18 protein-coding genes are annotated in these 21,135 nt (G+C 40.5%); all 18 read right to left on the bottom strand.

Annotated elements, in window-relative coordinates; all coding sequences use genetic code 11:
- Positions 1-13: 13 nt before the first annotated feature.
- Complete coding sequence (locus tag ciss_RS03355; protein ID WP_075864892.1) at positions 14-1,597, bottom strand: ABC1 kinase family protein; 1,584 nt, start codon at positions 1,595-1,597, stop codon at positions 14-16.
- Positions 1,598-1,651: 54 nt separating this feature from the next.
- The gene (locus ciss_RS03350) at positions 1,652-2,365 is read right to left on the bottom strand and encodes an ATP-binding protein (RefSeq protein ID WP_075864891.1); all 714 of its coding nucleotides are present in this window, start codon (positions 2,363-2,365) and stop codon (positions 1,652-1,654) included.
- A gap of 9 nt (positions 2,366-2,374) precedes the next feature.
- Positions 2,375-3,112 carry a DnaD domain protein gene (locus tag ciss_RS03345; RefSeq protein WP_075864890.1) on the bottom strand — a complete coding sequence of 246 codons (738 nt, stop codon included), beginning with the start codon at positions 3,110-3,112 and terminating at the stop codon, positions 2,375-2,377.
- Entirely contained in the window at positions 3,112-3,960 is an 849-nt protein-coding gene (locus ciss_RS03340) for a histidinol-phosphatase (RefSeq protein ID WP_166503976.1), read from the bottom strand. Before ciss_RS03340 ends, ciss_RS03345 begins: the two co-directional genes overlap by 1 nt.
- A 71-nt stretch (positions 3,961-4,031) precedes the next feature.
- The gene (locus ciss_RS03335; RefSeq protein ID WP_075864888.1) at positions 4,032-4,949 is read right to left on the bottom strand and encodes a methylenetetrahydrofolate reductase; all 918 of its coding nucleotides are present in this window, start codon (positions 4,947-4,949) and stop codon (positions 4,032-4,034) included.
- Positions 4,946-5,614, bottom strand: a complete 669-nt coding sequence (locus tag ciss_RS03330) for a methylenetetrahydrofolate reductase C-terminal domain-containing protein (protein WP_075864887.1) — start codon at positions 5,612-5,614, stop codon at positions 4,946-4,948. Before ciss_RS03330 ends, ciss_RS03335 begins: the two co-directional genes overlap by 4 nt.
- A gap of 26 nt (positions 5,615-5,640) precedes the next feature.
- The gene (locus ciss_RS03325; RefSeq protein ID WP_075864886.1) at positions 5,641-6,000 is read right to left on the bottom strand and encodes a hydrogenase iron-sulfur subunit; all 360 of its coding nucleotides are present in this window, start codon (positions 5,998-6,000) and stop codon (positions 5,641-5,643) included.
- Positions 6,000-8,681 carry an FAD-dependent oxidoreductase gene (locus ciss_RS03320; RefSeq protein ID WP_075864885.1) on the bottom strand — a complete coding sequence of 894 codons (2,682 nt, stop codon included), beginning with the start codon at positions 8,679-8,681 and terminating at the stop codon, positions 6,000-6,002. The genes ciss_RS03325 and ciss_RS03320 overlap by 1 nt, the downstream gene beginning before the upstream one ends.
- A gap of 21 nt (positions 8,682-8,702) precedes the next feature.
- Positions 8,703-9,560, bottom strand: a complete 858-nt coding sequence (locus ciss_RS03315) for a CoB--CoM heterodisulfide reductase iron-sulfur subunit B family protein (protein WP_075864884.1) — start codon at positions 9,558-9,560, stop codon at positions 8,703-8,705.
- Positions 9,560-10,093, bottom strand: a complete 534-nt coding sequence (locus ciss_RS03310; protein ID WP_075864883.1) for a 4Fe-4S dicluster domain-containing protein — start codon at positions 10,091-10,093, stop codon at positions 9,560-9,562. Before ciss_RS03310 ends, ciss_RS03315 begins: the two co-directional genes overlap by 1 nt.
- A 64-nt stretch (positions 10,094-10,157) precedes the next feature.
- Positions 10,158-10,949: a methyltetrahydrofolate cobalamin methyltransferase gene (locus ciss_RS03305; RefSeq protein WP_075864882.1), complete on the bottom strand. Its 792-nt coding sequence runs from the start codon at positions 10,947-10,949 to the stop codon at positions 10,158-10,160.
- 30 nt (positions 10,950-10,979) lie between these two features.
- Positions 10,980-11,912 carry an acetyl-CoA decarbonylase/synthase complex subunit delta gene (locus ciss_RS03300; RefSeq protein ID WP_075864881.1) on the bottom strand — a complete coding sequence of 311 codons (933 nt, stop codon included), beginning with the start codon at positions 11,910-11,912 and terminating at the stop codon, positions 10,980-10,982.
- A gap of 29 nt (positions 11,913-11,941) precedes the next feature.
- The gene (locus ciss_RS03295; protein ID WP_075864880.1) at positions 11,942-12,700 is read right to left on the bottom strand and encodes an ATP-binding protein; all 759 of its coding nucleotides are present in this window, start codon (positions 12,698-12,700) and stop codon (positions 11,942-11,944) included.
- A gap of 21 nt (positions 12,701-12,721) precedes the next feature.
- A complete protein-coding gene (locus tag ciss_RS03290) occupies positions 12,722-14,617 on the bottom strand; it encodes an ASKHA domain-containing protein (protein ID WP_075864904.1) in 1,896 nt (631 codons plus the stop codon).
- Positions 14,618-14,647: 30 nt separating this feature from the next.
- Positions 14,648-15,985: an acetyl-CoA decarbonylase/synthase complex subunit gamma gene (acsC, locus tag ciss_RS03285; RefSeq protein ID WP_075864879.1), complete on the bottom strand. Its 1,338-nt coding sequence runs from the start codon at positions 15,983-15,985 to the stop codon at positions 14,648-14,650.
- A gap of 82 nt (positions 15,986-16,067) precedes the next feature.
- Positions 16,068-18,266 (bottom strand): acetyl-CoA decarbonylase/synthase complex subunit alpha/beta, encoded by a 2,199-nt coding sequence (gene acsB, locus ciss_RS03280; RefSeq protein ID WP_088775854.1) that lies wholly within the window; start codon positions 18,264-18,266, stop codon positions 16,068-16,070.
- A gap of 17 nt (positions 18,267-18,283) precedes the next feature.
- Positions 18,284-20,296: an anaerobic carbon-monoxide dehydrogenase catalytic subunit gene (gene cooS / locus ciss_RS03275; RefSeq protein WP_075864878.1), complete on the bottom strand. Its 2,013-nt coding sequence runs from the start codon at positions 20,294-20,296 to the stop codon at positions 18,284-18,286.
- A 63-nt stretch (positions 20,297-20,359) separates the two neighbouring features.
- Positions 20,360-21,135, bottom strand: a 776-nt coding sequence (locus ciss_RS03270; RefSeq protein WP_235837231.1) for a carbon monoxide dehydrogenase accessory protein CooC, incomplete at its 5' end; no start/stop codon positions are given.

Raw genomic sequence — 21,135 nt, 5'->3', positions numbered from 1 at the left:
GATCTCCCCCTTTTTAACGCCATTTTCCCGACTTAAAAATTAAATAAATTAAATAACCGGCGGCAAGTATAGATAATAAGTAGGTGGAAGTACCTAATGTTTGTAAAAGCCGGCCGTCGGCCGCCACAATTAAACCTGAAGCTATAAGTAATGCAGAAATTATTAAACCGAAAGTAATTCTCATTGAAGTCCTGTCTAAAGCTTTGATGAAAATTTCTAAACCGGCATGGCGAAAAATTACCTGGAAGGTTCCCTCATCAATCTTTTTTAAAATTGAAAAGAAAAGCAACGGTAATTTTCCCTTAATTTCCAAATGCCGGTATAAATTTAAAAATAAATCGGGTGGTACCATGGTTTTAAGGGTATTTTTTATTAAAGCCTCTTCGCTGTATTTTTTTGCGATTTCAAAAAAATTAAAACGTGCTCCCAGTGAAATAGCAGTACTTTCAAGAGTTAAAGCAGCTTTACCTATATAAATAAGATTAACCGGCAAATTAATACCATACTTGATACTAATTTTTATAATATCAAGAATCAACCTTCCAGCCAAGACCTCTCCCTTACCTACTTCCGAAACGAGTTCAAGTAACTTGTATATTTCCTGATAAAACGTAAACTCATCAATTTTTCCCTGGTATTGTCCCAGACGATAAATTAAATTAATTATTCCATTTAAATTTTTTTCACATAAATAAATAAATAGTTCGGCCAGGATTTCAACGGTTTTCGGGTCTACAAAACCAACGGCCCCCAAATCCAAATAGCAAAGCTTTTTATTTTTGGTAAAAATAATATTTCCCGGATGTGGGTCTGCATGAAATATCCTTTCCCACAATAAAAGACGGCAAAAGTTATGGATTAACTTCTCTCCCAAGGTTGGATAATATACCTTTTGCTCCAAAAAATTTTTTAAGAGATTGCCATCCACGTATTCCATTACCAAAACATTCCGTCCCGATAATTCCTTAAATGCTTTCGGAATTTTAAGGTCTTCGTAATTTTTAATAGCCCTGTGAAATATGTGTAAGTTTTGCAGTTCGTTTAAAAAATCTAATTCTTCTTTGAGTTTGATTTCAAAGAGATTGAAAATCTTTGTCAAATCAAAATGGGAAATATATCCTAAAGCTCTTAATTGGGGTAGTAAATACTTTTTAATACCTTCTAAATCGGTTTTTATAGTTTCTTCGATATGCGGCCTTTTAATTTTAAGAACAACCTTTTCCCCACTTTTTAAAATTCCGAAATAAACCTGGGCAATTGATGCACTGGCTAAAGGTCGGGGGTCAATTTCCTCAAAGTTAGCAAAGTAATTTGCAGCAAAAGTTTCTTCAATAAATTTTTTGCATTCGGTAAAGGAAACCGCTGGTACGTTATCCTGCAAATTACGCAGTATTGTTACAAACCTTTCGTCAACCAGGTCAGGGCGCGTGCTTAAAAACTGCCCAAATTTAATGAACGTAGGGCCTAAATCGTTGAAAAGTTGTAAGATTTGAGAGTCCGTTAATACAACTTGTTTTTGTAACTTGTTTTTCAGGATCGTTAGACCATATTTACTTAAAACCCGAAGAATTTCTCCAAGCCTTTGGGATTCCTTCATGTCAATCAGCCCGCTGTTTTTTTAAAACAGTAATAGTTTTCCCTAATTATTTTTCTACATTCCTCGGGTTTTCTTTAGGCGAATATCTAAGTCCACCGGCAGCCAGTAGTGATGGCAAAGCTCAAAAATGCGCGAAGTAGTTCTCTCTCCTAAATAATTTTCTAAATCTTCAAGACTTATATTTGTGGTTATTACTACCGGTAACTGGTAGTACAACCGGTGATTTATTATTAGATACAAAGTGTTTTTTGTCCAGTCAGTATAATTATGAGCACCCAAATCATCTAAAATTAGTAGTTCGGTCGATAACGCTTTTTCAATCAAGTAACCATCGTTTTCATCACCAAAGCTTTGCTTAATTTTTTCCAAGTATTCAGGTACAACTACAAATAAAACATCTTTTCCTGCTTTAAGCGCTTCATTGGCAATTATTGCTGCTAAAAGCGTTTTCCCACTCCCCACCGGTCCGGAAAAATACAATCCTTTTACCGGTTGATTTGTGGTAAGAAGTTTAACAAAATTTATAGCAGCCTTTAAAGCCCTTTGAGCACTTTCGTAATAGGAAATATTTCTCTCGCGGTCGATATGGTATTTTGAGTAATAGCTTAAATCAAAATCCGCAAATGTCATATTCCGGTATAAAGGCGGAATAAAGCTTTTTTCTTGCTTTAAACTTAAATCTTTTTGGCCAAGGCATTGACATTTTTCATATTCTCCCTTTTCATTTAAAATTAACCCTCGATCCTGGCAAATTAAACACTTTGGCATTTAAATCACCTAACTTAAATAAAGTTTTTTAATTAACTCCTTCTTTTTCGCGTCCCTATCATTATTTTCATTTTTACTGGTTTTTGCTGCCTTCTTTTTCTTCATTTGCTCTTCAAAGTTATTAACTTCTTCAATAGTTTTAATATTATTACTTTCCCAGCGATAGAGAATAGCATCAATATACCTAAAGCTTTTTTTATTTAAAATAACCGCCCTCTTTAAGGCCTCAAAGATTAATTCTTCTGAATATTTTTTGTGATTTAACCAGTTATCAATAAGTTCAATTTCCATAGGTGATAGCCCTCTTCCAAATTCCCTGCTAAAAACCTCTACCACTCTTGCTGCAGAATCTTTGCTAACTTTCTCTAAAGGCCTATTGTTTACTTCATTTAAAACTTTCTGGGCAGCCCAAAGATCGGTTAATTTTTCTAAAAGGGGTGTATAATCGATGGTTTCTACATATTTTCCTGATTTTTCATCAAATTTCTTGCTCACCGAAATAATACCTTTTTTTATTAACTCGCGATAATTCTTTTTAATTTCTGCTAAATCCTCTCCTAAGCTTTTGCCTAAAAACTCAGCCGAGGGTAATAAGTTTCCTTCATTATTAAAACTCATCAGTTGAAGTAAAAATACCAATTCTTTTTCCGTTAAATTTAGATGCCGGTAATTTTTTAATAAAAAAACGGGAACACTTAGCAACCCTTGATTAAATAGCTCAGCTAAAAACAAAGTTAACCCGCTCATCAAAAGTCCTCCCAAATTACCCATTTACCTCTTTCCAACGAAACCGGTTTTAAATTATATTTTTTAAGAAGTTCTAACGCTTTTTGTCCTTCATAACCAAGCTCCAAAAGGGTATGGGCATCGGACCCAATTACAAATTTATCGATACCCGCCAGGAGCAATTTTTCCAAATAAAATTGGTGTGGATGAATGAAACTATGACCGCGTCTGAGTGCTGAGGTGTTAAGTTCAATAATTTGACCTTTTTGCTTGATTAAAAAGAAAATATCCCGAATTTTTTCATCAAACACCAGCAGTTTTTCCAGCTCAAAAAAATTAAGCCCGTAGCGCAAAAATAAATCCAAATGCCCAATAACTTCAAATAACCCGGATTTAACAAGGTTTTCAAGCCGATTAAAATAATTATTAATGATATCTTCCGCCGAATACCGAACAAACAAATGAGATGCTTCTTTTCTTGAGGAAAGAGCAAGATGATCTAAGGTATGAATAGACCCTATTAAAAAGTCAAAGGGGTACTTTTCTTTTAATTTGCTAATTATTTCCTCAATTCCTTCAAAATATCCTACCTCTAACCCAATTTTTATAGCTAAGCGGTCTTTATATTCTTCTTTTAATTTCTCTACCTCAGCAAAATAAAACTGTAACCATTCATCAACTTCCATAGGTAGTATTTCGCCGTTTACTCTTACAAACCAATCCAGGTGCCTTCTTTCCGGCTCTGCCTCAAAATGCGTTGTAAAGGCAATTTCTTTAAGATTTAGGACAAGAGCTCTTTCGCAGTAATCTTTTAGCGGATATTCGGCTGCATCGATTGAGTAACCGGGGTGTATATGGTAATCCTGCAATCTTACCCCTCCCATCTCGCAATAATAATATATCAGAAAATCAAGAAGTTTAAAAGAAAAAAGCCTGAAGTTTAAACTTCAGGCCGTGGAAGCAATCCAGCTCTTTCCACAATGACCGGAACAATATCTTCCCACGCAATAGCCATGATATGAACCCCGGCAACGCCTTTAACATTCTTCAGATGCTCAATCATTTCTACGGCAATTTTAACCCCTTCTTCTTTTTGGTCTTCGGCTTTCTCCATCCGCTCTATTATATGGTCCGGCATTATCATTCCGGCAACGTTTTTCATATACTTAGCTGCTTTTGCTGATTTTAAAGGAGTAATACCTGCTAAAATGTAGGCCCTTTCGTGGAGTCCTCTTTCTCTAACCATTTCCATAAATCTTTCAAATCTTTCCATATCAAAGATACACTGGGTTTGAATAAACTGTGCTCCCGCTTCAATTTTTTTCTCAAGGCGCAAAACTCGAAACTCAAAGGGATCACCAAAGGGATTTTCTACGGCTCCAATGAAAAAGCGCGGTTCATGTTCTTTAATAGGTTCACCGGATAAAAATTGTTTTTCATCTCTTAACTTTTTAATGGTTTGGATTAGTTGAATAGAATCTAAATCATAAACATTTTTGGCAGTTGGGTGATTACCAAACGACTGATGGTCTCCGGTCAAAGCTAAGACATTTCGTATTCCAAGACTATACGCTCCTAATAAGTCAGATTGAAGCCCAATGCGATTTCTATCCCGACAGGTCATTTGAATAATTGGATCAAGCCCTTCCGACAATACGTGAAACCCAGCAGCAATACTGGATAATCTGACCACCGCCGTTTGGTTATCGGTTAAGTTCGCACCATCAATATAATTCTTTAAGTTACGAGCATGTTTTCGTACTGCTTCTCCGTTACTGTTTTTGGGAGGTCCAATTTCTGCAGTAACCACAAAATGACCTTCGGCAAATAATTTTTCCAGGCGGCTTTCCGTTATCATAACCGGACCTCCTCCTTAACTACTTTCCGCGGTCCACCATCCCGGGCTTTAGACCAATCTTTGGGAGGTTGAATCTTAAGGATTAGGTCAAGGCTATTTAAACTTTTAAGCCGGTCATAAATCAACTGCCAGGCACAGTCAATTTCACTGGAAACCTCGCATTTGCCGTTTTGTGAGCCACCACAAGGGCCATTTAACAGGCTTTTAGAACAACGGATTACCGGACATACCCCACCGGTTAGATGTAAAATACATTCTCCGCAAAGGCCACATCTTTCTCCCCAAACTCCCAACTCTAAATTTGCTCCAGCAAACTTTGTATTAAGAGCAGGATAAACCCATTTACCGGGATAGTTCTCGGCCATAAATTGAACTCCAACCCCGCAAGCGGTTGATAAAACAGCATCGACTTTGGCAACTTCTTCCGCCACCGACTTAACATATTCTGGATCGCACTGCCGGGTAATAGTGGTGGTAATAGTTTTAAACGGTTTGTTTTCTTTTTGGAAGTAAAGCCTCAGGGTCGTAGCAAGCTGTTCTGCTTCTTTTTCACCCCCGGCTAAACATACCGTAACGCAACCACCGCATCCCAGGACTAAAATACTTTCATGCTTTTCCACCATCTTAATTATTTCTTCGATCGGTTTTCTTTCCGCAACAATCAAGGTTTGGTCACCCTTTCCTCAGGTAATTAAATCGTATTTAAGATATTTTTCAGACTATCAACATCTCCAGGCTTTAAGCCGTAAAAAGCAATAGATGCCTTGTCATAACCGATTTCCCTTAAAATCTTGACTGCCTCTTCTACTCGCTTTTGCGCCCTTTGACTACCTTTTAAAAAGCGGCAATCGTTACCGGTGCCACCTAAAACCAATACCTTTTCAAAACCATTCTCTACCGCTTCTAATAACATATTTACTGAAATCGTTCCGGTACAGGGGAGATCGGTAAGAAAAATGTTATCCTGTAAAGAGACTTTATATTGACTTAACAAATCAAAAGTTAAATAGGAGCAGTAAGAACACTGATAAATTAAAACTTTAGCTGCCATTATTTACCCTCCCCTGCTAATACCCGTATTTCAGCCAATACCCCTTGATGGGGGCGATTGTTTTGAACAATTGCTTTGTTTGGACATTCGGATGCGCAAATACCGCAACCCTGACAGGAAATCGGATCAATATACGCTACGTTTTTGCCATTAATCACTACTGGAACCGAGTATGGGCAAACCCGAACACAGGTTAAACATGCGGCGCACTTTTCTTCAATAACTTCGCTGTAATTGACTTTCAACTGGGAATTTTGTAATTGATTTAGATAAGTTAGTACATTTTTTGCGGTGTTTTGAGCAGAAGAGAGAATTTCCCTTACGGTTTTGGGGCCTTGAGCTTCACCGGCCACAAAAACCCCCCATTTGGGGAAATAACCTCCAGAAATATCCTGGTGGGATTCCCGTAAAAATCCAAATTCATCAAGTCCAACCCTGAACAATTCGGCCAGCTTTTCATTTTCCTTATTGGGAACAGCCCCTTCGGCTAAAACCAGTAGATCAAGAACAACATCGTCTAAATAGTTTTCATTGGTAACAACTTGAATTTTACCGCCGATAGATTTAATTTCCGGATATTGACCGCGATTATAAACCACAAACTTAATTCCCAACTCTCTTGCCTTTAAGTACTTGTATTCATACTTGCCATAAGCCATTATGTCCTGATGAAAGATAAAGACGTCCTTTTCCGGAAACTTTTCTTTAACATAGATTGCCGCATCCAAACTTGAAACGCAACAATTGCGGCTGCAAATGGGATTTAAATCATTTCGGCTACCGGCGCATTGCAAAAAGCCAATTGAGTCACATTGCGAAAGCAAGTCCGCCGAAGAAAATAAGTCTTCCTGGAAGATTATTTGCGATGTTTTTCGATAGTGGCCGTAACTATTTTGCGTTCCGGTGGCTAAAATAACGGCAGCAGCGTTGATGTTTAAACGTTTACCAAAGCGTTCAATAATTAATTGATAATTACCGGGCGCACCGGAGACTTCCACAATTTCGGCATTTTTTAGTAAAAGGGCCCCGCGGTTTTCTAATTTCAAAACGATTTTTTCAATAAACTCCTTTAAATTAATTCCCTCTAAGGGAATGACTTTATTTTTATGCTTACCGCCAAAGGAATCTTGTTTTTCTACAACTGTTACCGAAACACCTTTTTCGGTAAGTGCTTCCGCTGCTTTTAACCCGGCAAGACCACCGCCAATTATAACTACATCAAAGGTAATATCATTTTTCACCTTCAGCGCCGGTGTAGTACTGAATTTTAGTCGTGCTAACGCTCCCGCTAATAATTTTTGCGCAATTGCTTTAAACTTTTCTTTGCCGTATAAAGAGTACCCCTGTTCTTTCAGGTTAACCACTTCAAACCTTGCACCGATGGATTCCTCATAAGCTAACTTCTCCAACCCGGGCATAATTTTGATCTTGCTACAACCGGCAAAAACTGCCTTGCCAATTTGGTTGTCGAGTAAGAAACTTCTTACTTTGCCCAGCTCGTCTTCATTCAAACAGTCGGAAATAGTAATACTGGGTAAATCTGCTACTGTACCTTTTAGCTCATCAACCGGCAATGATCCGCGACAATTACAGAAAATAATACCGGTGTTGGTGAAATATTTTATTTCCATGGTACTTTGGACGCTTTCTTTTAAATTTATTTGCGGAAATGCTGCCGCGCCTGCGGAAACCATACTGTCGGCGCCATCCATTGGATTTAAAAACGAACCTGCAAAATATATTCCCGGTCGAATTTGATGGGGATTCTCCGGGGTACCGTAAAATTCCAGGAGCTCATTTTCGGTAATGTTAAGTCTGGCCAAAAGAGTTTTAATATTTGGGCTTAATTCTGCTCCTTGGGCTAAAACTACCAAATCAAAAAGTTCATCTTTAAAACGTCCATTATTTAAATAACGAATGATCGGCTTATAGCTTTTAGGTTCTTCTTTTATAGCCGAAATCATGTTGCGAATAAAACTTACATTATTTTCGACCGCTTTCTGATATAACTTTTCTGCACCCTTATTGTAAAGCCTTAAGTCCAAATAAAAGACCTTGACAATGGTATCCGGCAAAACTTTTTTCAAAAGGTCAATTTCTTTTAAACTATATAAACAACAAAAGCCAGAGCAATAAGGCTTTCCAGGCCCAATTCCGTTATTTCGGGAACCAACACACTGGATGAACGCCACTTTTTCCGGAGGATTCTTTTTTAGTTCTCCGGTTTTCAGTAAATTCTCTAATTCTAAGCCCGTTAAGACAAAATTATTAATCCCGTACAAGTATTCGGCTTTTTCTTCAGGATTAAAGGGAATAAAGCCAGGGGTAAAATACACTCCATCAAAAACTTTAGTGTAGTTTTCCTTGGGAGCAATAATTTCGGTATAAAATTTTCCCTCTTCTTCTTTAATCACCGAAATCTTTGAACCATAAAGAACCTTTACCCGTTTAGAAGCCATCAGACTTACTGCTTTACTGGTAAACAAATAATCTCCGGGGTGGTAGGTTCCGCTAAAATAAGCAAGGTTTATTCCCGGTTCCAAAGGTTTTTGGCTGTTAAACTTTCCTCCCGGCATGGTCGATTCTTCTACCAGCCAAACTTCATGCCCATTTTCTTTTAAATCCTGGGCTATTTGTAATCCCACTGCTCCGGCACCGATTACCAGATAACTTTTTGTCATATAAACCTCCCCACCTTCCCCTTAAGCTTTTAACGAAGGGGGAACAAGATGTTTGGCAAACCACTTTTCTGCAGGTAAACCCAAAGCATAACCAATTAACTCCGAAATGTATAAAACCGGTAAAAGCTGTTTGTTTTGGTCCGGGAAATCCCAGTTAATCTGCCGCCCATCTAAATTTGCCTGACAGAGGGGACAGGCCGTAACTATTAATTCTGCTTCATTATCGCGGGCATTTGTCACAATATTATTAACCAGTCTCACAACCAATTCAGGTTTTGAAAGAGCCTGGCTGCCACCGCAGCATTCATTTTTTGCACTCCAACGAACCGGCGAAGCTCCTAAAGCTTCCAGAAGTTTTTCCATTTTTGTTGGCCTTTCGGGGTTATCAAATCCAACCACATTGTGAGGTCTTAAAAGCAAGCAACCGTAGTAAGCAGCAACTTTTATTCCTCCCAACGGCCTTTTAATTAATTTTTTTATTTTTTCGATATTTTCTGGTTTTAAAACATATTCAATAAAATTTAAAACGTTTATTTTATTTTGGTATGTTAACCCTAATTGATGTTCCAGGTCGGCAACTAAATCTTGCTTTTGTCCGTGAGCAACTTCAAATTGTGCAGTTTTGAAAAGATTATAGCAAGCCGCACAGGGCACCAGCAGTTCCTCAAACCCTTCCTTTTCTGCAAGCATTAAATTACGAAGGGGAAGTCCAAGAGCCAGTTCCGCTGAAGTGCTGTGACCGGCGGTAGCACCACAACAATTCCAATCTTCAATTTCTTTTACCTCATCATTAATTGCCTTTACCACGGCTAAAACTGATTCGTTATATTCGGTAGCAGTTGAATGAAGCGAACATCCGGGATAATATCCGGTCTTCATTACTCACTCCCCTTTACACTGGAAAATAGATTTTTTACTTCCCATATTTTATTAATTTTATGGGGAGCAATCTTTATTTTTCCTTTTAAAAACATCTGTAACCCCATTTTCATATCCTGAGTAAAGTTTTTGGTTTTTAGCTTGTGTTTCACTATCATCCCTAATTCATAAGCCCGGCCATAGTCATAAACCGTATCCAAAAAGCTTTCGTAAAAATCAGCAACCGCTTTAACTCCGACAGGTAACTTTTGTTGAAAATGAATATTTTTAAGAGCATCGTGGATAGCTCCTATATCAATACCATTTGGACACCGCTGGACACAAGTTTTGCAGCTAACGCAAATCCAAGAGGCATTGCTGCCAATCAATTTTTCTGTAAGGTTTTTATTTATTAAATCAACTACCTGGTGAGGAAGATAGTCCATTTCTTCCGCCACCGGACAGCCTAAACTACATTTTTGACATTGAAAGCAGCGACTTACCGGCTGATGGGATAGTTCCGCAATTTCCATAGTTAAGGTGTTATAGGCCATTACAATCCCTCGCCTCAAATTGTATTAAATAAATGGTATTAAGACGGGGCTATGCCCCGTCCTTTTACTTCTGTCTAAAGGTTTTAAGATAAGAATCGCAGTAAATTTCTTTATTAAGCAAGATGTGAGCGGTAGCCGCTGCATCTACCAGAGCATCATCATCTACATCCATAATGGCAGCATCTAAACCGGCAGTCATAGCCATTACTAAATAAGTTCTATTGATAAGCGGCCGGTCCGGGCATTTTTGGGAAACGTTGCTTAAGCCCAGAACTGTTCTGGGAGCAGGATTAGCCATTAATTTAATTTGGCGGATAGTTTCTAAGACTTCAACCGCATGTTCCTGGGCAACGTTTACCGGCAAAATAAGAGGGTCAATGTAAAGCTCAGTCATGGGAATACCATGAGCGTCAGCGTTTGCCACAAGCTCCATTGCCAATTGGGAACGGTCATTGGCGTCTTTGGGGACGCCCTTTTCATTCATGGTAAGGCCAATAATTGCTGCTTCATATTTTTTGGCCATGGGGAAAAATATATCCATTTTCCACTGATCTGCCGATGTAGAGTTTATCATAGCATGACCCCGGTGAACCTTTAAACCGGCTTCGATGGCATCAGGGTTGGTTGAGTCAAGGCAGCAAGGAAGATCAACAACTTCTTGAACGGTTTTTACCAACCATTCCATTACTCTTACCGGATCCTCGGCGGTTGGACCGGTATTAACATCCAAGTAATGGGCCCCTTTCTCTGCCTGCCTTTTAGCCCATTCTTGAATCGGACGTGGATCCTTATTTAAAATAGCCTCCCGAATGTCCTTAAACATTCCGTTAATACGCTCACCAATCATTATAAACATCTTAAAATTCCCCCCTGTAAATTATTTAAGTTATTTTGAAATTCTTTTCAGATGTTCTTTAACTTCAGCCAAAGACTTGGGATGGCGCATGACAAAGAGGTGTCCCCCCGCTTGAATAAGCGCAACGGTTGTTACGGTTTCCCAGTGGATTGCCCGCAGAGCATAATCACCCCATTCGGCAACCTCGGGGTCTTTTGCTTCCTTAGCTTTCCAGGCTTCCTGACCAATAAAACAAACTACCGGCATGGCCAAAATTTTATCACCGGTTAAGGCTCCCAGGCGCATTCTTTCAATAATGGAATACGAGTATTCAATCCCGTACCCCAGTGCACCAATAAGCGGGTCCATAACAATACGATTGGGAGCAAGGTTCATTTCCATAATCATGATGTTTAGCTGTTTTGATAAGTTAATATCAAGAGGTGCCGAAGCTACTACCGAATGACCGTGAACCATACATGTTGCAACAATTGGCTTATAATTGTCTTTTGTTGCTGAAGAAAGCAGGCAGTTTCTACCCGATAAAGCTTCCCCAATAACCGGGAAAATTTCAGCATCCTTTTCTTCCACACCACATCCGATAATCATCAAGGGAACATCAATTGCATCAGCCACCGCCTTGCAGACTTCCGCTAACTCAGCTCCCGAACGGTTTTGGCCATCGGGATGTGCGGAAACCAGCCTTAATGCTACAATATCTGCTCCATACTCAACGCATTTTTTGGCCCAGGCTACCGGGTCGTTTATAACATCTTTGTAAGGCTCAACTAAAATATCCGGCCAGTCGGTGGGCGGTGTATCAAATACTTCTAAAGCAAAACGAGGTGGATTGGGCATTTCCCCTTCAAAGGTTAAGAAAGGAAGGGTACTTTCGCCCCCCAGGGTTACAGCTTTATCGCCAGTGCCTAAAGTTACCTCTACAACTTTTGAATTCCACTTTTCTTTTAAAACTTCAACCGCCATCTAAATCTCTCCTTTCCGTTATATCTTATTTAGATAATACCCGCATTTTTCAAAATTTTCTTAACTGCCGCTACCGCTTTACTATCTTCGGGTAGATTAATTAACGGTTTACTATACCGGTCAAATTCGGTCACCAACTCATCATTTGGTATTACACCAATTAACTTTAACCCGGTTTTTTCAATTTCTTCTTGAACTTCAGGGATATCTTTTTCCTCAATTCGGGTTATCACTAAATATTTTTCTTTGATTTTTAAATCCAGGGAATCGATAAGCTGTTTGATTCTTCCTGCCGACCTTATCCCCCGCACACTACCGTCGCTTATGACAAAAAATACATCAACTTCATCGGTAGTTCTCCGGCTCAAGTGCTCCATACCAGCTTCGTTATCCATTACGATATAGGGATAATTATTGCTTAGAGTTAAAATAAATTGCCGTAATAAATTATTAGCATAGCAATAACATCCTTGACCTTCGGGACCTCCCATTACCAAGAGGTCCACATCATCCCCCTCGGAAAGGGTTTCATGAATTTTAAAACTTATATACTGGTCTTTAGTCATCCCTGCCGGAATGGGATCCATATTTTTTGCCAACCGGTTTATTACATCGGAAATTGCCTGCTCAACTTTTAATCCCAGAGCTTCATTTAGGTTAGCATTGGCATCCGCATCCACAGCCAGGATGGGCCTTTTACCAGACATTAGTAATTGTTTGATAACTAATGCCGAAAAGGTAGTTTTCCCCGTGCCTCCTTTTCCTGCAACCGCAATTTTAAAAGCCATGACGACTCCTCCTGCCTTTTCTTATTCTACTGAAGGAAATAGATGCAAATCGGTATGGGGAATAAACGACGCCGAAACAAACTCATCCATAAAAGTAGTACCAACACTTAATTCAAGGTAGGTCATTTTCCTGGCTATTTCCTTAACTTCTGCACAAGCTTTGCGGGAAAGCAAGGCTTTCCTTGCACCTTTTAGCGAACTATTCCCCACGTAGGCGAACTTATTAATATCTATATCCGGTAAAAGGCCTATTGTTATAGCATCTTTTATGTTTAGATATTTACCAAATCCCCCCGCAATGATAACCCGGTCAATTGCTTCTAAGGGCAAGTCAACCATAGCCAACATCGTCCGAACTCCTGCAAAAATAGCAGCTTTAGCCCGGATTAAGTTTTGGATATCCGCCTCGGTAATGACTATGTCCTTATTGTTTCCGCTTTCATTGGCCCAGGCCAGGACAAATTCCAGTCCATCTTCCCCTTCGCGGATACGTTCTTTGTTGATTGTCCGGTCGATTTTTCCGTTACGATCTATAATTCCGGCCCTTTTTAAGTTAGCAAGCAGGTCAATTAAACCCGAACCACAAATACCTACAGGAGGTATCCCTCCAACGGTTTGGTATTTAACACTTAAGCCAGCATCGGAAATGCTAACCCGTTCAATGGCTCCCTGCATGGCCCGCATACCGTGCTTAATTCCGCTTCCTTCAAAAGCAGGCCCCGCTGAACAGGCGCAGGTTACAAGCCAGTCCTTATTACCAAGAACCATCTCACCGTTTGTCCCGATATCAATAAACAGGGTTATTTCTTCGGAATTTGCCAATCCGGTATATAAAACCCCCGAGGTAATATCACCACCCACGTAGCTGGCAACGTTGGGCATAATGTAAACAAAGCCCTTGGGATTCATTTCAATTTTAGCTTCTGTTGCCGTTACCGGTGGTATAAACAGAGCAGCTGGAGTATACGGCTCTAACCGGATATATCGTGGATCTATTTCTAAAAAAAGGTGGGTCATGGTAGTATTGCCGGCAACTACAGCAGACATAATTTCATTTTTTTCTACATCATGTTCCTTGCAAAGTTGATTGATGAGCTCGTTTATTGTAGACAATACAGCTTTTCGTAATTTTTCTGCCCCATCTGGATTTTCGTCCACATAAATAATTCTGCTGATGACATCATCCCCAAAAGCTGCTTGTTTGTTATAATTCCCTTTTGTTCCCAGCACTTTACCAGATACAAGGTCTACCAATTGTACGGCAACAGTGGTGGTGCCAATATCAATTGCTAAACCAAGGACCCTTTTGCTTCTACTTCCGGATTTAATATATAATGCTTTATTCATTCCTAAATAATCGCTTACGCCCACTGTTACTGAAAAATTTTCGTTGCGCAAGGTTTGTGGAAGATCCTTTAACAGCTCGTATTCAACAATCAGATTACCATTTTCCTGTCGGGAAAAGGTTGCAGTAAGCCTTGATAGATCATCCCTTGGGTCATCTAAGGTTGGTACAGGTAATTCCAGCAATACTTCTTTAAAAAGCGGGTCCAATTCATCATCTTCAGCTAAATCTAATTCATTCATAACGCCAGTAGATTTTTCATCATCGGTTACTATTTGGTGTTTAGTAAGGCGAGAGTCAAAAGGAATTTCAATAATTAAATCACTTTCGGGATAGGTTTGACAGGCAAGAACATAACCCTGAGCAATTTCTTCTTGTTTTAATTTTCCGTAACTTTCTACTCTTTTTTGCCCATCCACCACCCGAACTATGCATTTACCGCAAGTTCCGGCACCACCGCAAACAGTTTTAATATTAATTCCCGCTAAATTCAAAGCTTCCATTAAATTGGTGTTATCGGAAATTGCTACTTCCTTTTGGTCTGGCTTAAATAATATTTTATATTCTGCCATTACGGTACCTTCTTTCATTTAAAACTCAGGTTAGACATTCCAGCGTTGCTTGATAAACGAGTTGATACCCGAAGATTCTCTCGGACCAACTAAGATTTCCCAACCGGATAATTCCTGAAGCTTCCCGCTTAATACGGCAACTCCACCGGGGAGGATAGCTTTTCTGTGGTTAACTTTTTCTGCAATTCCGCTTTCATTTAAGAACTGAGCTATTTTCTCAGGAGTAAATTTCCCGGCCGCCCAGGCAGTTAATACGGACGTTCCATCGGTATCCACTGGAAGGATATAAGCCGGAATTCTTGCACCTTCTACATCACCGGCAACGCAGAAATATGTTAAGGAGAAGTTGGTGGTTATAAATACAGGAGCATCCGGACCAGGATTCAAAATTTCGTAAACCTTGGGTTCAACCGCAATTGGTTTTTGCGGGTCGGTGTAAATGTTAAGTCTTAAGGTGATAAGCGGTAAAATATCTGCCGGTTCTACGGTGTTTAAAACAATGATCCCCGCATACTTAGCAATGTAAACCGAAGCTTCCATTACTGCCTGATAGGGATTTTCATCAATGGCAAAGGCTATGGTTGGGTAGCCAAAGGGCCGGAAGAGCTTTTTAATCGCTTGACGTCTAATTTGAGTTTGATAGAATAAACCTTCATTAATGTTTTCCGGCTGCGGGTCAAGAACAAGGTTTTTATACCCTAAAGCGGTGACTTTTTGTACGAGTTCTGCTAACGCATCCAAGCCTTTGGCACTTACTGCCAATGGAGCATTATATTTTTTAGCAAGTTCCACCATTTGCTCGTAGTTATCAGCAGTTGCCGCATAAAGAAGCGGGTTATTAGCACCCTCGGTCTCTAAGGCCGCAGCTAATTGTTCCGGGGTTCCGATTAAAATAAACGGCATATCGGTAATTTCCCGGGCAGCAGCTACTGCCTTGGCAAAAGTAGCAGCATCTCCCGAGCTTCCTTTCATTGCCACAAGATTTACCGAATGCATTTGTCCAACCCGGTCAAAAACTAATTTATTTATTTTTTCAACTCTTTCCTTAATTTCTCCCTCACTCAAGGTATCTTCAACCAAAATAGCTATTCCGCAGGGATGCTCGAACCGCTTATCATGACGGAATAATACCGTTTCGTGACCAATTTCCAAAACTTTTTCTCCTTTACCGATCTTTACTAACGCTACCGGTGGAGCCGATGCGGATTCTAATAATTCTTTCGCTTCGTCACTTACATAGGGACATGCATCCAAACCCGCTTTACCAGCAGCTATCTGCATGGCAAAAGCAAGACAAGTTGGTTGACCACATTCTTTACAATTTTTCTTTGGCAGGTGCTTATAAATTTCCAATCCCGTTAAGCCCATTTCCGATTCTCCTTTCTTTATTTATATTTTTTTATTTTTTAAGCAGGCGGAAGGAAATTCCTTCCGCCTGGCAAACGCTTTATTAAAGTAATGGCTCCATGGTAAGAGCTGGATGACCTTTTTCCTCTAAGAATGGTAGAATCTCATCTACGGTAGTTCCAACGGTTTCATCGGCAATCTTATCAATAAAGTCTCTACCAAGTCCCTCTTCCTCGGCTCTTTCTTCAATTAAGGCCCGTAATTGTTCCTTTAAGTCTTTTGGCATCCAGACAACCCGGGCAAGACCACCATCGGCTTTAACAAATTTGCGCGAACCGATATACGACTTTCCAATTCCCATAAACCCTGGGGTCTGAGTACCTCCACCCACCATACCGGCCAAGGTGGAGAAAGTCATGCCAATAGGAGTCATACCGCTGTGCTCCCGGTTAACAATCATGAAACCATTTAATTCTGGCAAGTAGGCCATGATCGCTTCAAAGCAACCGCAGGAAGTCATCGGATATTCCATAATGGTGTAGAGGTTCATTCGTTCAATATTTCTTTGGGAATTCTTGTAAATGTATTCATTAAACGACTCCCACTGGCCTTTAACCGGGTCAATTACGCCTTCCTTAGGAATGGGCTGGTTAGGACCATTGGGATTAATCTCGTAAGCCGCCTTAGCGTCCAACCAGCTGATCGCTCCGCACAACCCCACCCTTTCGGGTGAAACTATGCACACGTGGGTTGGTGCAAACGACTGACAGAGTAAGCAGGAGTAATAGGTATCAACAGCTTCGTCGCTGAGTTCCCTGAGACGGGCATCCCGTTCGGCATATTTCTTCCGGGCAACTTCCCTGAGTTCTAAAACTTTTTGTTCATCAGTATAAATCGTTACCTGTACTCTGTCAACGATTGACGGAAATTCCTGCTTAAACTTAGCATAAAGAAGTTGCCCTAAATGTTTCAGCCGCGCTCCCTTGGCAAATGCTTCTTTACTAATGCGAACCCAGGTTAAATCCCTTTGGGCGGTATGCCAGAAACCTTCGCCATAGTTGGTAAAGTAGTGAATCCTACGCTCAAGTACCGGTTCAAAATCTTCTTGCATCTTCCGACCGTAGATGTCAACAACAATACCAATTGGTAATCGCCCACCGGGTTCAACCGAATCAATATCCGGTCCAATTACTTCGACTTTACCGTCTTCAATATCATCCGGTCCAACCATTCTTACTAATTCAAAGCTTGGAGTCTTGCCACCGCCAAATTCAACGTGCATATCACCCTTCCGTATGGACTCGCCTTCAAAGGCAGGTCCAAAGTTAATGGGAAGGTCAATGTCTATGGAAGTTATCTTGATGCCACGAACTTCCAGGGCAGTTTGCACAATTTTATCATAATCCGGTTCAGAAATAAACCAGTCTTTTATTTGTTTATCTTCCGGCAGGGGCTGGTCGGTAATCACCGGAAATCCGGTAAAGATAGCTCCCATTGCTGCCGCAGTCTTGACCATGTCATGTTCGCCAAGATAGAGAACAAACGCTAAAACCCGGCGACGCTGGTAATCCCTGTGAGCATCACGAAGACCTGGAGCAATACCTCCAAACATTAAACCTGCCCGTAAAGCATAGTTTGCCGCATGGACCACCTGGGTGAAGTTACCTAAAGGATAGGCAATATAGTCAACTCCCAGTTTTACATTTTCTTCTAAAAGCTGCTCAATAATTTCATCGCACAGGAAAAGCATTAAGCCCTTACCCATCAGGTCATCGACAATCTTTTTGGCAGCTTTACTATCTTTTGCCCGTCCAATAATAACCGCTTCTCCGGGAATGGTCCAGTCAACCATTTTAATACCATACTGCCGGACTACCGGGTCACCAATAAATCCGGTCCAGGGAGGTACAACAATCGGGTTTTCCGGAGTGTGCTTAAGGTAGCGTAAAGCTTCAATAATTTCTGCTGCGTACCAGGTAGCTTCACCGGCCAAGCGAGCGTTTTCAAAAGTAAGTTCGCTTTTAATTTGAGCCCGCATCCGGTTTAAAATTGGTACCATATCTTTTAAGGTTCTGACTTCTTCACCGCTAAAAGCCCGAATTACCGGCAGAAAATAGGCGGTGTCAGGATAGCCTACCGGATGGTCGGGTCCATATTTTTCAATGGCCCGGGAAAGAAGAATTTCTGCATAGCTGGTAGCGGTAATGGCTCCTTCATAAACCTCTTTAAAAAGCCTTTTGGGTTCTTTACCCGGTTCAATTGCCCCTTCAAAAATTTGATCAAAATTAATGACTTCGCTCATATACTCCCCTCCTTACCTTAATAGTTTTGGCAGAGGGCGGTCTCGAACTTTTCTGCCGTTTGCTTGTGAACGCCCAACTTCCAGGTCCTGTATTCAAGCGCATTTAATATCTTCCTGGCAGCAACCACCGGATCAACTTCAAACATGAAGTAACCACCGTATACGTCAGAAGCAATTTGGGTGGTAATACTGTAGAACAATTCACTCCCTTCAAGGGGCGGCATGGAACCTACATGCACCGGTACGCCGAGAGTCACAAACCAGGTACCGATTGATACAGCTTTACCGCTCATTGCTTCTGGAGCAGAAGCTACAAAAGGTACTTTTGGTGTATCTACGCCAAGATCTTTTGCCATAGCAACCAAAATATCCGAAGCGCGGGTATTATCAACGCATGAACCCATGAAAAATGCTGGAGGTAGTTGACCCTGAAGCCCTGCTTTTTCTTCAAGCATCTTGATGAAGGACTTAAGGCCTTCTCCTGCAAGTTCCAATGCTTCAGGTCGCAAGAAACCGTGTTTTGCAAAAGCCTGAGCTGAACAGCCGGTAGCAACTACAAAGACATCGTTCTTAAGCATTTCTTTTAGAATCGTAATATGGCTTTCATCCTGCGGCCGTTTTAAGTTGTTGCAACCGGCGAACAACACAACCCCTTTTAGTTGACCGGATAAAATAGCATCGTTTAACACCCTGATGGGATTTTCCTGATTGACATGGGCGAATATTTCCATTAAAGCTTCAAAGCTAAATCCAGCTACAACTTTATGTTTGACCTCTGGAATATGAACGGGCTTGCCAACTCTTTGTTTAAAGGCTTCAATTCCCAAACGGACAATTTCTTTTGCACTTTCAAAGGCGTTTTCTACATGGAATGGTACATGGTAGGTTCCGGGCATTTTTGCTATATTTGAAGTAGTAATAAGTCTGGTATGATAACATTCAGTTACTTGCTTTAATCCAGGCATAATGCACTGCACGTCCACCACAACGGCATCCATAGCTCCGGTAACGATCGCAAGTTCGCTGGAAGCAAAGGAAGTTGCTAAATGAACCCCTCTTCTCATTAACACTTCATTTCCGGTACAGCACATACCAACAATATTTATACCTTCCGCTCCCGCAGCTTTTGCTTCCTCTTCTAATTCTTTTGCGGCATCAACTACTTTTTCACTTAAGAGAGGGTTGTGTCCGTGGACAGCAATATTTACTTTATTGGCATCCAATACCCCAAGGTTAGCTTCGGTAACAATTGGTTTAGGAGTACCAAAAAGAACATCCGAAAAATCGGTTGCAATATGCATGCCGGCATAGTCGGTTAAAGCAACCCTTAAAGCACTGAAAGTAATGTTAACCGGGTCATCGTCATTTCCCATATGAGCTTGTGCTAAAAGATCGGAAATATCCCCAAAAATACCAGCAGGCATAATATTACAGTCATCATATTTTTCCAGCCGTTCTTTGTTTAAAGTTGTTTTAATCCAGAGGTTTTCCCCAAATCCGGGCAAACGTGCAAAATCTTCAAGAGCTAATTCGGCAACTTCCTTTGCTAAGGTCAGATCATCTTTTCCCTGGATATCCAACCCAAGTCTTTGGGCAATTCTTCTTAACTTGTCCGGATCAGTAATCTTATAGTCGGGAGCTTTACCTTCTGCCAATTCCTTTAAAGCATGGGTAATATGGCGGGCATGTTCATTATGAGCAGCGGCTCCGGTCAAGATTAATGTTCCGACAGACCTGGCTGCAATGGTCCACGCGGAAGCTCCGCAAATTCCCTTTTTACTGGGATCATCATTCGGTAAACGACAGGGACCCATTAAGCAAAAACGACAGCATAATCCCTTATAACCAAACTGACATTGAGGCTGCATTTCTACAAAACGATCAAATGCCGTTTTAACCCCATCTTTTTCGGCCTTTTCCAGCATTTCCAAAGCAGCAGGATCGGTGGTTCTTTTACGATTTTTGGGTTCCCAAACCCGTTCTGCTTTGGAAGGTTTTGAGGTATGTTCTAAATCTCTAAACCTTGGCATTTAATAACCCCCTTTTTGAATAATTTTTAACAAACGTTTTAAAGTAACCCCCTCTTGTTTCGGTTATCCCACCTCCAAGCGCAATTTTTGGTATATGTCATTAAGATTTACAAAAGCCGGATTTGTAGACTGCCAAATTGCTTCGCCTTTTAAGGAAAGTTCTATAAATAGTTCATTATACGGTATAATACCCAAAACCTTATCTTCGGGCAAATGCTTTTTAATAAGTTCTTCTTCCTGAGCATTTCTAACTTTGTTAATCACATAACGCACTTTTTTTATGCCTAAATCCCCCGCTAATTTTTCTATATTTAAACCAGTTTTGATACTGTTTAAATTTGGTTCAATTACCGCAATCATCATGTCAACCGCTTTGGCCGTACCCCGGGTTAAGTGTTCAATACCAGCTCCCATATCCATAACTACCGCTTCTTTTTTATCTAAAAAAAGCGCACTTACCACCGAACCCAAAAACGAATTTTCCCGGCAGTAACATTGGGATCCACCTTTTTTTATTTCACCCATGCGAATTAAGAAAATTTTATCATCAATATAACGGCCGTACCTATCAAGATCGCCTTCAACCTTAGGATTTAAGATTAAAAGCCCCCCATCACCGGTTTTTTCTCTTATTTCATCTTTCATTTCAATTAGAGGAGTTATAGCATAAGCTTCTTCAATGGACAAACCCAAGGTCTGCCCTAAACAGCTATCCGGATCGCCGTCAACGGCATAAATCTTATCGTAATCGGAAGCCATAATTTTTATTAATCCCGCTGCCACCGTGGTTTTTCCCACTCCGCCTTTTCCTGCAACCGCTAACTTCAACTTTTTCCCCT

The sequence above is a fragment of the Carboxydothermus islandicus genome (genome assembly GCF_001950325.1).
Lineage (GTDB): Bacteria > Bacillota > Z-2901 > Carboxydothermales > Carboxydothermaceae > Carboxydothermus > Carboxydothermus islandicus.
Note: the sequence above shows the minus strand (reverse complement) of the source record. Positions and strands in the feature narration are given on the sequence as shown.